At 60.9% G+C, this 13,028-nt stretch carries 10 protein-coding genes; 1 reads left to right on the plus strand and 9 read right to left on the minus strand.

Features of this window, described 5'->3' with window-relative positions; genetic code table 11:
- Positions 1-4: 4 nt before the first annotated feature.
- The 4 genes from ACP7C6_RS21530 to ACP7C6_RS21545 are packed head-to-tail and all read right to left on the minus strand — an operon-like array spanning position 5 to position 7,390.
- Positions 5-2,188, minus strand: coding sequence for a glycoside hydrolase (locus tag ACP7C6_RS21530; RefSeq protein WP_426109212.1), 2,184 nt, complete (start codon positions 2,186-2,188; stop codon positions 5-7).
- 2 nt (positions 2,189-2,190) lie between these two features.
- On the minus strand, positions 2,191-5,244 hold the full coding sequence (locus tag ACP7C6_RS21535; RefSeq protein WP_305383381.1) for an efflux RND transporter permease subunit: 3,054 nt from the start codon (positions 5,242-5,244) through the stop codon (positions 2,191-2,193).
- Positions 5,241-6,311 carry an efflux RND transporter periplasmic adaptor subunit gene (locus ACP7C6_RS21540; RefSeq protein WP_426109213.1) on the minus strand — a complete coding sequence of 357 codons (1,071 nt, stop codon included), beginning with the start codon at positions 6,309-6,311 and terminating at the stop codon, positions 5,241-5,243. The genes ACP7C6_RS21535 and ACP7C6_RS21540 overlap by 4 nt, the downstream gene beginning before the upstream one ends.
- On the minus strand, positions 6,308-7,390 hold the full coding sequence (locus ACP7C6_RS21545; protein WP_028615278.1) for an efflux RND transporter periplasmic adaptor subunit: 1,083 nt from the start codon (positions 7,388-7,390) through the stop codon (positions 6,308-6,310). The genes ACP7C6_RS21540 and ACP7C6_RS21545 overlap by 4 nt, the downstream gene beginning before the upstream one ends.
- A gap of 121 nt (positions 7,391-7,511) precedes the next feature.
- Between ACP7C6_RS21545 and ACP7C6_RS21550 the strand changes: the two genes are divergently transcribed.
- Positions 7,512-8,672 carry an AAA family ATPase gene (locus tag ACP7C6_RS21550; protein ID WP_068937753.1) on the plus strand — a complete coding sequence of 387 codons (1,161 nt, stop codon included), beginning with the start codon at positions 7,512-7,514 and terminating at the stop codon, positions 8,670-8,672.
- Between the two features lie 90 nt (positions 8,673-8,762).
- On the opposite strand, the gene ACP7C6_RS21555 is transcribed toward ACP7C6_RS21550, so the two are convergent.
- The 5 genes from ACP7C6_RS21555 to ACP7C6_RS21575 all read right to left on the minus strand — a co-directional run bounded on the left by ACP7C6_RS21555 (position 8,763) and on the right by ACP7C6_RS21575 (position 12,962).
- Positions 8,763-9,611, minus strand: a complete 849-nt coding sequence (locus ACP7C6_RS21555) for a transporter substrate-binding domain-containing protein (protein ID WP_071493188.1) — start codon at positions 9,609-9,611, stop codon at positions 8,763-8,765.
- Positions 9,608-10,384: an amino acid ABC transporter ATP-binding protein gene (locus ACP7C6_RS21560; RefSeq protein ID WP_068937730.1), complete on the minus strand. Its 777-nt coding sequence runs from the start codon at positions 10,382-10,384 to the stop codon at positions 9,608-9,610. The genes ACP7C6_RS21555 and ACP7C6_RS21560 overlap by 4 nt, the downstream gene beginning before the upstream one ends.
- The gene (locus ACP7C6_RS21565) at positions 10,381-11,040 is read right to left on the minus strand and encodes an amino acid ABC transporter permease (protein ID WP_028615274.1); all 660 of its coding nucleotides are present in this window, start codon (positions 11,038-11,040) and stop codon (positions 10,381-10,383) included. The genes ACP7C6_RS21560 and ACP7C6_RS21565 overlap by 4 nt, the downstream gene beginning before the upstream one ends.
- A complete protein-coding gene (locus ACP7C6_RS21570; protein WP_016975005.1) occupies positions 11,021-11,686 on the minus strand; it encodes an amino acid ABC transporter permease in 666 nt (221 codons plus the stop codon). Before ACP7C6_RS21570 ends, ACP7C6_RS21565 begins: the two co-directional genes overlap by 20 nt.
- A gap of 493 nt (positions 11,687-12,179) precedes the next feature.
- On the minus strand, positions 12,180-12,962 hold the full coding sequence (locus ACP7C6_RS21575) for a MetQ/NlpA family ABC transporter substrate-binding protein (RefSeq protein WP_122685646.1): 783 nt from the start codon (positions 12,960-12,962) through the stop codon (positions 12,180-12,182).
- Positions 12,963-13,028: the final 66 nt, after the last annotated feature.

The raw sequence follows: 13,028 nt of genomic DNA on the forward strand, positions 1-13,028 counted from the left end.
CAGGTTATTTCACCTGATATACCTCGGCTTTTTCACCCTTCAGTAGCGCCGTCACACTCCGAGCGGCATACCCTGCTTTTTCCTCACTGGAAAAATTCGCCACCAACCGTGTTCCATCGGCAAACGTGGTTTCCTGCACCAACCGATCCGCTGTCAGCCAACGAAACCCGGTCAGTTCCTGCGTGGCCAAACGCTGATGCAGTGGGCGGAAAAAGGCATCCTGGCGTTGGATCAGTGGCAGTCGCTGCTTCAGGGTCGCAGCACTCAAGTGATACAGCGGCGGTACATTGTAGAGCAGTTGGGTCAGCTCGTTTTCTACCTGCACATTGCTCAGTTTCAGGCTATCGAACAACCAGTGATGGGTCGTGATCACCGAGCCATGGAACACCGTCTGATACAGCGGCAGGCGCATGCTCGGCTCAAAGTACAGCGTGCGAAACGGTTCCTTCAGCGGCACCGGCTTGAAGAACACTGCCGGCTGCTCCGGCGGGAACCAATTACCGACGTAATAGGGTGACTGCTTGTCCTTGGTCATCGCTGGATCACCCCAACCGATCACCGGCGTCTGCATGCCATGGGCAAACAGAATGCCCTGTGCCGTGATGGCGTTGCCGTCTTCAGAACCTGTGGGCAACTTGAGCGCGGTATTGATCCAGCGGGAGGCGTCGATGTTGCCCTCGGCGTTTTGCGCCTGGGTCATCGGCGCACTGTCGCGGTAGCTGTCAAACACCATGCTGGTGGCGTAGGCATCCAGGAACCAGGCGTTGAAGCCGGCCTTGGCTTTGACGGCCTGCACCCGCGCCTCCAGCAACGACCGCACACAGCGCGGGTCGGTGTAGTGCCCGGACTGTTGAAAACCGGTCTTGAGCTTGCCGCCCTTTAACACAATCGCGCAGTTGCGGTAGGCATTACTGCCAAGGTGGGCGGTGGTCCAATCGGGGTTTTCCGTGGCAGATAACGCGGTTTCATAAGAGTCGTAGGGCGCCATCAGGAAACCCGCATCGACACCGGCACGAATCGCCTCGGGGTGCCACAGGCCGCCTTCCCAGCCTTCGCCAAGGGTCAGCAATACACGGGGCAAGCCGGCGTTGCTCAGCGATTGAATCACTGGGTTGCCCCAGGCTGACGGGTTTTCACTGAGGGCACCGGCAAAGTCCACGGCCAACTCGCTGCGCAATTCGCCATAGCGCGCAGCGAGCCGTGCCATATCGGGCTCTGCTATCTGCCAACTCTGCCGGGCCTTCTTGTTGATCGCTGCGTTCAGACCTCGCAGCAGCACCGTCTGCTCATAGCGGTTCAACGCCGAGGCCTGCGCCAGTACCTTGGCAGACTCCTTATCCAGCAAGCCTTTGAGTTCATGCCCACGTAAGCGCTTGAGCAGCAGCGGCCAGTCAAGCACATCCTCCAATGCCAGCAGGTCATTGCCCCAGAGGTAGATATGACTGGCGCCCAGCAACTTCTGCGCCTCGGGCGTCTGACGCAGCTTGTCCGCCAAAGGCTCGTACCGCCCCTGCTCCACCAGCCACTGGCGATAGCGCTTGGCGCCGGCCAAAGGATCGCCATCGCCCAGATGCAACCGCAAGGTCATCGGCGCCCCAGGGTCGAGCGAGGTGAATTCATGGGCCAGGGACAGCGTCCGGTCCTGTTGCCAGCGCAGGCGATTGTTGTAGGGGTTGGTCAGCAACCAGTTGAGGGTAAACGTGCCATGGTCGACACCCCAAAGCGGCAGGCTGAGATCCTGGGTCGTATTGAGGTCGCCTTGCTCCCGCAGAAACGTTTTCCATACGGCGTTATCGGCGGGTACGTAATGCCCTTCGGCCAAAGGCCACATAAAGCCTTTGCCCAAGGCACTGGCCGGTTGTTGAAGAATGGGGATTTCACCCGGCTCACGCGCACGGATGGACAGCGCCAGGTCGCGCTGCTCAAGGGTAGCGCTCACACGAAAGGCACCGTCATCCCACTGCCAATCGGCCTGTTGGTCGCTGTGTACAAGCTGACTGACGGCACGCGCCGCTACGCCGCTGGAAGCTTGTATTGTCGGTTGCCCGCCGGGGGTCACGCGGATCGCAAGGGTGGCCGGGTCGAGTTCGACCCGCCACAGCGCGTTTTCCAGAACGGTACCGGCCAAAGCCACGGGCGACAGCAACAGGGTGCAGATCAACAAACCGTGGCGCAGGAAGTGGGGCATGTTCAGCTCTGTTCGTGTTTGGGCTCGCGGATCTTGTACCAAGCCACATACAGCGCAGGCAAAAACAAAAGTGTTAACAACGTCGCAATGATGATCCCGCCAATCATCGCGTAGGCCATCGGCCCCCAGAACACCTCACGGGCGATGGGGATCATGCCCAGGCTCGCCGCTGCCGCCGTCAGCAGGATCGGCCGGCGTCGATGCTCGGTGGCTTCCACCACCGCATCCCACGGCGTATAGCCCGCCACTTCGTACTCATGAATTTGCGTCACCAGAATCACCGAGTTACGGATGATGATGCCGATCAGCGCCAGGATCCCCAGGATCGCCACAAAGCCCATGGGCGTGCCGGTGGGGATAAGCGCCAACACCACGCCAATCAAACCGAGCGGTGCGACACTCGCCACCAGGAACATCTTCTGCACGCTGTGCAGCTGGATCATCAGGAAGGTCGCCATGAGGAACAGCATCAATGGCACCACGCTGGCAATCGGGCCCTGGGCCTTGCCGCTTTCTTCCACAGTGCCGCCGGTGGCGACCTTGTAACCCACCGGCAAGCCAGCGCTGAATTGGTCGATCTCCGGCTTGAGCTGTTTCACCAGGTCCGTCGGCTGCATCTCATCACGCACCGACGCCTTGATGGTGATCGTCGGTTTACGGTCGCGACGCCACACCAAAGGCTGCTCCAGCTCATAGCGCACCGTGGCGAACGCCAGCAGCGGAATCGAGGTGCCGTTAGGCGTGACGATCTGCAGGTTCTGCAAGGTTTCCGGCGTACCGCGCTCGGCATCTTCGGCACGGCCGACCACGTTGATCAGGTAGATATCGTCGTGTACCTGAGTCACCGAGGCACCGCTGACCACGCTGTTCATCAACTGCGCCACGTCTTCCGACGACAGCCCCAGTTGCCGCGCCTTGTCCTGGGCGATGTCGATACGCAGCACTTTGCCCGGCTCGTTCCAGTCGTAGATGATCTCGCCCAGGTGGGTGTTCTTGTCCAGCAAGGTCGCCAATTCGATGGCGTGTTTGCGCACTTGATCGGTGTCTTTGCCCGACACGCGATACTGAATCGGCCTACCTACCGGAGGGCCCATTTCCAGCGGCTGCACAAAGCTGCCAATGCCGACGAAGTCATCGCGCAGGCGCTTTTGCAGGCGCGCGATCAATTCGCCGCGCTCTTCCAGGCCCTTGCTCACGATGACCAACTGCGCGTAGTAGGGGTTTTCCAGTTGCTGGTCGAGGGGCAGGTAGAACCGGATCGCGCCCTGGCCAATGTAGGTGCTCCAGCGTGCAATGTCCGGGTCGTCCTTGATGATCGCTTCCAGGCGGTCGACGGCCTTGCGCGTCTCGTTGATCGAGGCGTTTTGCGGCAGGTTCAGGTCAACCAGGATTTCCGGGCGGTCCGATGACGGGAAGAATTGGTTCTGCACGAACTGCATGGAAAACACCGACCCCACAAACAGCGCCACGGTGATGCCAATCGCCCACCAACGGTTACGCATGGCCCACAGCATGCCGCCATTGAACGCCCGGCCAATCCGCCCCGGCTCAGCATCGTGAGGCTTCACGTTGGCACTGAGGATATGCACGCCGATCACCGGCGCAAACAGCACCGCCACCACCCACGACACCAGCATCGCCACGGCAATCACCGCGAACAGGGTGAAGGTGTACTCGCCCGCCGAGCTGGCATTGAGACCGATCGGCACAAAACCGGCGACCGTCACCAGGGTACCGGTGAGCATCGGGAACGCCGTGGAGGTGTAGGCGTAGGTCGCCGCCTGCTCCTTGGTTTCGCCTTTTTCCAGACGCGTGATCATCATCTCGACGGTGATCATCGCGTCATCCACCAACAGGCCGAGGGCGATGATCAACGCGCCCAACGACACCCGCTGCATGGTGATGCCGCTGTATTCCATGAACACGAATACCAGCGCCAGCACCAACGGAATCGAGCACGCCACCACCAGCCCGGCACGCATACCGAGGCTGATGAAGCTCACCACCAGCACGATGATCACCGCTTCGAACAGCGCACTGGTAAAGCCGCCGACAGCCTCTTCCACCACTTCTGCCTGATCGGACACCTTGTGCACGCCGACGCCCACCGGCAGGTCGGCGGTCAGTTCGTCCATTCGCGTGTGCAGGGCCTTGCCGAACGACTGGATATTGCCGCCCTTCTGCATGGCAATCGCCAGGCCGATTGCCGGCTTGCCGTTGAAGCGGAACATCGGCCGCGCCGGGTCGACATAGCCTCGACTAATGTCGGCAATGTCCGCCAGGCGATAGAAGCGGTCGTTGAGCCGCAGGTTGACGTTGGCCAGGTCCTTTTCCGAGGCGAACTGCCCCGACGTGCGCACCGAAATGCGCTCCGGCCCGGCCTCGATCACACCGGCCGGCGTCACCGCGTTCTGCGATTGCAGGCTCTGCACGACCTGGCGCTGGTCAATCCCCAGGGCCGCCAGTTTGCGCGTGGAGAAGTTCAGGTAAATCACTTCGTCCTGTTGGCCGATCATCTCGACCTTGCCCAGCCCCGGTACCGAACGGATCTCGGCGCGCACCTGCTCCACATAGTCACGCAACTGACGCATCGACAGGCCGTCGCCGGTAAAGGCGTACACCGAGCCGAACACGTCACCGAACTCATCGTTGAACGACGGCCCCTGCAAACCCTGGGGGAAGGTGCCGCGAATGTCGTCGATCTTCTTGCGGACCTGGTACCAGATCTCGGGGATGGCCTTGGCACTGGTGGTGTCCTTGAGGAACACGAACACCGTGGACTCGCCCGGCCGGGTGTAGCTTTTCACGTAGTCGAGGGAGTCGAGCTCTTCGAGTTTTTTCTCGATGCGGTCGGTGACCTGCTTGAGGGTTTCTTCCTGGGTCGCACCCGGCCAGCGGGTCTGGATCACCATGGTCTTGATGGTGAACGAAGGGTCTTCCTCGCGACCCAGGTTCATGTACGAGAACACGCCCATCAACAGCGCGACGAACATCAGGTACCAGACGAAGGACTGATGCTTGAGGGCCCAGTCGGATAAGTTGAAGCTCCCTTTCATCGCGGGCTGTCCTCGTCGATTTTGACTTTTTGCCCAGGCTTCAGGCTGTTCACGCCGGCGGTGACAATACGCTCGCCGGGTTTGACGCCGCCGTTGAGCAAGGCGCTGCTGGCGTCACGGCTGATCACCGTGATGTCGCGCGGTTGCACGGTCTGGCTTTGGGTGTCGAGCAGCCAGATGCGGGTCTTGCCGTCGACCTCCTGCAAGGCACTTAGGGGCACTTCGATGCGCGGCGCGATGGCGGTGCTCAAGGTCACGCTGATCGCCGTGCCAAGACGGAACGCGAGCGGTGTTTCGGCCAAGGTCAGGCGCGCACGACGGGTGCGTGTGGCGCTCTGGGCCTGGGGTTCGATCTCGCGCACGATGGCGGTGGTGTTGACGCTGGGGTCCAATTGCCCGGCGACCAGGAACACCACGTCATGGGGCAGGCGCTCGGCCAGGCCGGCGGGCAGGTCGATCACCGCTTCCTTGATGTCCGGGCGGGCCAGGGTCACTACTTGCTGGCCGGCGCTGACTACCTGGCCGGCCTCGGCATTCCAGGCCGTGACGATGCCGGCGTGGTCGGTGCGCAGTTCGGCGTAGTTGAGTTGGTCCTTGGCTTGGTTGACGGACGCTTGCGCCTGGTCGAGAGAGGCCTGGGTGGTTTTCAGGTCGGTCTGGGCAATATCTAATTGGGCCTGGGCGCCGACGCCCCGGTTGAACAGTTCCTGCTGGCGCCGGGCGTTGGCCTGGGCGTTGATGAATTGCGCCTGGACGCGGGCCAGGTCGCCCTGGGCTGCGCGCAGCTGGTTCTGTTGATCGGTAGGGTCGAGGACGGCGAGCAAGGCGCCCTTCTCCACCTCGGCGCCCACATCCACGGCGCGGCGGGCAATGCGGCCTGGCACACGGAAACCCAGGTTGCTTTCATAACGGGCCTGGATGGTGCCGGCGAAACGGCCGAGGTTTTCCTGGTCCTCGGCTTTCACTTCCATGGACAGCACGGGGCGCACCGGTTCGGGTGGCGGCTCTTCCTTCGAACAAGCCACCAGCAACAGGCTGGCGGCGAGTAACACCATCAGGCGCTTCATGGCTGGGCTCCTTGCTGGGCGATCTCGACGATCATGCCGGGGTGCAGCAATTGCCCGCCAGCCACCACGACTTTTTCGCCGCCCTTTAGGCCATCGCCAATGATGACTTTGCCGGTGAGGTAGCGCGCCACGGTGACTTTGTGCAATTGCGCCTTGCCGTCGCTGTCGATCAGCCATACGGCAGGCTCGCTGAGGTCCTTGGTGAGCGCGGCCCAAGGCAATTCAATACTGGCCTTGGCCGGGCCGTTGGCGGTAGCGCTCACTACAGAACCCAACTCCATGCCCTTGGGCAGCGCTTGCAGGGCGATCTTCACCTGCACGGTACCCGTGTTGGCCGCCACGGCAGGCGTGACTTCACGCACCTTGCCCACGGCCTTGATGCTCGGGTTATCCAAGAGGCTGACGGTGATCGGCGCCTCCGGCGGCGGCTCCACCAGCAGCGACTCATAGACGTTGAACACCGCATCGCGCTCGCCATCGCGCGCCAGGCTGAAGATCGGCACGGTGGCCTGCACTACCTGGCCGACTTCTGCCTGGCGCGCGGTAATCACTCCCGGCGCTTCAGCGATCAGCGCGGTATAGCCGAGCTGTTCGCGGGCGTTGGCCAGTTGGGCCTGGGCGGCGGCCAGGGCACTTTGGCTGCTGCGCAACGCGGCCTGGGCGGAATCGTATTCGCTGCGGCTGGTGTAGCCCTTGGGCAGGAGCTTTTCCTGGCGCACGAAGGCGGCGGCCGTCTGTTTGACCCGCGCTTGCTCGGCCACGACCTGGGCCTGGGCGGAATCGACGTTGGTCTGCAAGTCTTTGGGATCGAGCTTGGCCAGCACTTGCTTGGCGCTGACGCGATCGCCCACGTCCACCATGCGCTGGATGATCTTGCCGCCCACACGGAAGGACAGATCGGTTTGCACACGGGCCTGGATATCGCCGGTCAACGTGACTGCTGCGGCAAAATCCGCCGGCTGCACGGTCTGCACGAATACCCGCGAGTGCTGCTTGGGCTCAGCCTTTTCCTCGCCACAGCCGCTCAGCAGCGCGAGTAGGCCAATTCCGAAAATACAGGTGCAAATGCGACCGCCCATGCAGGCTCCTTGTGCGTGATGCCGACGTGCCAGTGTGTATGCGACTGTGAGCTTAGTTCAGGGTTCCTTATCTGCATGGAGGCTCCCATACTCCAATGGTTCCCACGCCGACTGAATGCCCATGCTCAAGACCCTCGCGGTGGCCAATTACCGCTCGATCAATAAATTGGTAGTGCCCCTGGGCCGACTCAACCTGGTCACCGGCCCCAATGGCAGCGGCAAGTCCAACTTGTACCGCGCCCTGCGCCTGCTGGCGGAAACCGCCCAGGGCGGAGTGATCAATGCGCTGGCCCGTGAGGGTGGGCTGGATTCGACCTTCTGGGCCGGGCCGGAGACCATCAGCCGGCGCATGCGCAGCGGTGAGGTGCCGGTCGAGCCCATCGTGCGTCAGGACGTCAAACGCTTGCGCCTGGGCTTTGCCGGGGAAGATTTCAGCTACGCCATTTCCCTGGGGCTGCCGGAAAAAACGCTGTCCTATTTCTCGCTGGACCCGGAAGTGAAGAAGGAATGCATCTGGGCCGGCCCTATCTACCGCCCGGCCAGCCTGCTGGTGCAGCGTTCCGGGCCGATGGTGCGGGCGCGTGAGGGCCGCGCCTGGGATGTGCTGGCCCAGCACACGCCGAACTACCACAGCCTGTTTGATCAGGTTGGCAGCCTGCGCGGTTCGCCGGAGGTGTTGCTGCTGCGCGAAAGCATCCGTGGCTGGCGCTTTTATGATCACTTTCGCAGCGATGTCGACGCGCCGGTGCGCCAACCTCAACTGGGCACACGCACGCCAGTGCTACATCACGACGGGCGCGACCTGGCGGCGGCGTTACAGACCATTCGTGAAATCGGCGATCCCGAGGCATTGCAGCGCGCAGTCAGTGACGCTTTCCCCGGCGCACGCCTGAATATCGAGCCGTTACAAGGCGGGCGCTTTGCGATTGAGTTTTATCAGGAAGGTTTGCTGCGGCCATTGTCGGCGGCGGAGCTGTCGGACGGGACTTTGCGTTATTTACTGCTGATCGCGGCGCTGCTCACACCTCGCCCACCGACCATGATGGTACTGAACGAACCGGAGACCAGCCTGCACCCGGACCTGCTACCGGCGTTGGCGCGCTTGATCATCCAGGCATCCCAACAGTGCCAGGTGTGGGTGGTGTCCCATGCCAGCCGCTTGATTGCGGCGTTGCAGCAGGATGAGGGGTGCAATTCGATTGTGTTGGAGAAGGTGTTGGGGGAGACGCGGATAGTTGGGCAAGGGATTCTGGACGCGCCGGCGTGGCATTGGCCGCAATAGCCGGTGACTGGGAGGGCCTCATCGCCGGCAAGCCGGCTCCTACAAGGACTACGGTGACCTTTAGGAGCCGGCTTGCCGGCGATAGCTGAATCAGCCCTGCCACTTCCCGCCTTCAACAATCACACTTTCCGGCTTGGTGTCATCGCTCAGCTCTTTACGCACATACTGGTCGTACAGCTTGAGCAGGAATTTCTCCTCGCCCAACTTGGCCAGCTCGGCATTCACCCAGTCGCGCAGTTCGATGTTGCCCTTCTTCACCGCGGGTGCAATCGGCGCTTCATCACCCAGCTTTTCTTCCAGCACACGGTAGCCCGGGTTCTGCTTGGCCCAGCTGAACAGCACAAGGTTGTCCTGGGCATAGGCATCACCACGGCCGGCGGACAGCGCTTGCAACGACTCGGAGTTTTTCTCGAACTTGAGCAGTTTCCAGTCCGGGTGGTTCTTGGTCAGCCAGATATCGGCGGTGGTGCCGGTGGTGACGATGGTGGTGCGGGTGGCCAGGTCATCCAGGCTTTTTACCGCGCTGTCGTTTGGTACCAGGGCCTGCACCGCGACTTTCAGGTTGGGGTTGGTGAAGTCGACTGCTTCCTTGCGTTCAGGGGTCACGGTCATGTTGGCGAGGATCAGGTCGACCTTATCGCTTTGCAGGAACGGAATACGGCTGGCCGGCTCGACGGCAACGAACTCGACCTTGTTTTCATCGCCCAGCAGGTCTTTGGCGAATTGGCGACCGATGTCGGTATCGAAGCCTACGTAACGGCCAGCTTCGTTCACAAAACCAAACGGCGGTTTGTCGGTGAAGACACCGACGATCAGTTTGTCACGGGCCTTGATCTTATCGATGTAACTGACAGCGGCAGGTTTTACAGGCTCTTCGGCCTTTTTATCGCAGCCGGCCAGCAGAGCGACGGCAAACAGTGGCAGCAGTAACTTTTTCATATCAGCTCCAGTTCCTTGGTTTTCTTGGGCAGTGTTGAAACAAAGGAGAACTTCTCCAGGAACTGCTGCGCGCGTGCGGTTTGCGGGTTCGTAAAGAATGCCTCAGGGGTGTTTTGTTCGAGGATGCGACCGGCCTCCATGAACACCACGCGGTCGGCGACGGCGCGGGCGAAAGCCATTTCGTGGGTAACGATCAGCAAGGTCATGCCATCGCGGGCCAGGCCCTGGATCACTTCCAGCACTTCCTTGACCATTTCCGGGTCGAGGGCTGCGGTGACTTCGTCAAACAGCATGACCTGAGGGTTCATGCACAACGAGCGGACGATAGCGATGCGTTGCTGTTGGCCACCGGACAGCTGGCGCGGGAAGGCGTCGCGCTTGTCGGCCAAGCCCACGCGTTCCAACAGTTTCTCGGCCTGTTCGCGGGCTTCGCGCGGGTCGCGCTTTTGCACTTTCAGTGGGCCGAGCAGAATGTTGTCGAGCACGCTCATGTGCGGGAACAGGTGGTAGCTCTGGAACACCATGCCGATGTCCTGACGCACCTGGCGCCAGTCGGTGTGTTTGTCCAAAAGTTCTTTGCCGGCAAACCGCAGGCTGCCGCTATGCGCCACTTCCAGGCCGTTGAGGCAACGCAGCAAGGTGCTTTTGCCGCAGCCGCTGGGGCCAAGGATCACTAGCACTTCGCCGCTTTGCACGCTCAGGTCGATGCCCTTGAGCACCTGCGCCTCGCCGAAGAATTTGTTGAAACCCTGGAACTCGATCAATGCACTCATGCTTGGGCCCAGCGCCGTTCCAGCACCTTGGAGGCGGCCGACAACGGGTAGCAGATAAAGAAGAAAAACAGGAACAGCACGCCGTAGATCAATACAGACTCATAGGTGCGTTCGATGATTTGCTGGCCGACCTTGATCACGTCCACCACGCCGATCAGCACCGCCAGGGAGCTGGTCTTGATGATGCGTGTGTAGACGTTGATGGTCGGCGGCGTCATGCGTTTCAGGGCTTGGGGCAGCAGCACGTAACCGTAGAGCTGCGGGTCCGAGAGACCAATCGACAACCCCGCTTCACGTTGCCCGCGTGGCAGCGAATGCAAGGCACCGCGCACCACTTCGCCCACCTCGCTGGCGCCCCACAGTGACAGCACCAGCACCGCACACCAGAAACTCGGAATGCTCAGGCCGAAGAAAATCGGCAGCCCGAAAAACAGCAGGTACAACCACACCAACACCGGGATCGCGCGGAACAGCTCCAGGTACACCCGCAGCACCGCGTTGATCAACCGTTTGTTCAACGTCCGCAGCACGCCATACAACACGCCGCCGATGGTGCTGAACGCGATGCTCAAGAACGAGATCGACAGGGTTTGCGCAGCGCCCTTGCCCAGTTGCGGCAACGACACCCACAGCAACTCAAGACCCGAACTGGCCATGCTGGAGCCTCCTTTCCAGGCGGCTGAGCAACAGCGACAGCGGCAAGAACAGCAACACGCAGATCAACGTCAGCACGGCGAGCATTTCGTAGGTCTTGTAGTAGAGGGCGATGTAGCTCTTGGTGGTGTAGAGAATCTCCGGCACCGCCACGGCGGAAACCACGGTGGTCTCCTTGAGCAGGAAGATGAAATTGGCGAACAACGCCGGCAGGCTGAGGATGCCGGCCTGAGGCAGGATCACATGGCGCAGCAGTTGCCAGTCGGACAGGCCGATGGACTTGCCCGACTCGATCTGCGCCAGCGGCACGGCCTCCACGCCCGCACGCAACACTTCGGTGAGGTAGGCGCCGCCAAGGAAGGTCATGGTGATGATCGCCGCCCAGAACCCGGAGATATTGAAACCCAGGGCCGGCAGCGCGAAGTACACGAAGAACAGCTGGATCAACAGCGGCGTGTTGCGCGCCAGCTCCACATAGAGCGCCACCAGGCGCGACAGGTACGGCATGCGAAACACCAGCAGCGCCGCGTTGATCAGCGCCACCAGTAACGAGGTGGCAATGGCGATCAGACCGACTTGCAGCGTCACGCCCACGGCTTTCAGAAACGCCGGGAGCGTGCTGAGGATAAAAGCGAAATCGAAGGTCATTTCCAGTCCATGACGCCGCAAGGGTAATGCAGCGAGCGCAATCCGATCCGGCATGGGTAACGCCGGGTAGCGCGAACTTTAAAGGTATAAAAAAGAAAATTTAAATACCTAAATAGCATATTGATATCACCCAAAAAGATAACCCCCGGATTCGCGGGTTTGACGGGTGACAGCTATGGTTGGAGGGTCTGAGATTCGAGGGATCGAACCATGAAAGAAGTGAAACCGATTGATCCGCAGGAGCTGGTGAAATGGTTGGTGGCGCTGCGGCGGGCTATCAACAGCCGCGCTCTCTAAAATACACCGCCGACAAAGGTGGGAGCTGGCTTGCCTGCGATAGCGGTGGATCAGCCAGCACGCCATTAGCTGACAAACCGCCATCGCAGGCAAGCCAGCTCCCACAGTTTTAACCGCATTCCAATGCCGAGCATAAAAAAACGCCGACGCTGTAACAGCCGTCGGCGTTCAAACCTTGAAGGGGGTTTGGGTTACATCAGAACGCAGGCACTACCGCGCCGTTGTACTTCTTCTCGATGAACGCTTTGACTTCCGGGCTGGTCAGGGCCTTGGACAGTTTCTGGATAGCATCGCTGTCCTTGTTGTCCGGACGAGCCACCAAGAAGTTCACGTATGGCGACTTGGCGTCTTCGATGATCAGCGCGTCCTTGGCTGGGTTCAGGCCAGCTTCCAGGGCGTAGTTGGTGTTGATCAGGTCCAGGTCAACCTGGTCCAGCACGCGTGGCAGCAGGGCCGATTCCAGCTCCTTGAATTTCAGGTGCTTGGGGTTGTCCTTGATGTCTTTTGGCGTGGCCAGGGCGTTGGTCGGGTCTTTCAGGGTGATCACACCAGCTTTCTGCAGCAGCAACAGGGCGCGGCCGCTGTTGGAGCCTTCGTTCGGGATGGCCACGGTGGCGCCATCTTTCAGATCTTCAATTTTCTTGATCTTTTTCGAGTAGCCGCCGAAGGGTTCAACGTGCACGCCGACCACAGTCACTAGGTTGGTACCCTTGCCCTTGTTGAAGTTTTCCAGGTACGGCAGGGTCTGGAAGTAGTTGGCGTCCAGGCGTTTCTCGGCAACCTGTACGTTGGGCTGTACGTAGTCGGTGAAGACTTTGATTTCCAGGTCCACGCCTTCTTTGGCGAGGGTAGGCTTGACCAGTTCGAGGATCTCGGCGTGCGGGATCGGGGTGGCGGCCACCACCAGTTTCTCGTTGGCCTGGGCGAAGCTTGCAGTCAGGGCAGCCGCCAGTGCGGTAAACAACAGAACCTTTTTCATGCAGTGTCCTTATCGAAATTCCGGGGCGTCTCTGACGACCGTTTTTTATGAGGTGTGCCAGCGAAG

The sequence above is a fragment of the Pseudomonas sp. TWR1-1-4 genome, assembly GCF_049897165.1.
Taxonomy (GTDB): Bacteria; Pseudomonadota; Gammaproteobacteria; order Pseudomonadales; family Pseudomonadaceae; genus Aquipseudomonas; species Aquipseudomonas canadensis.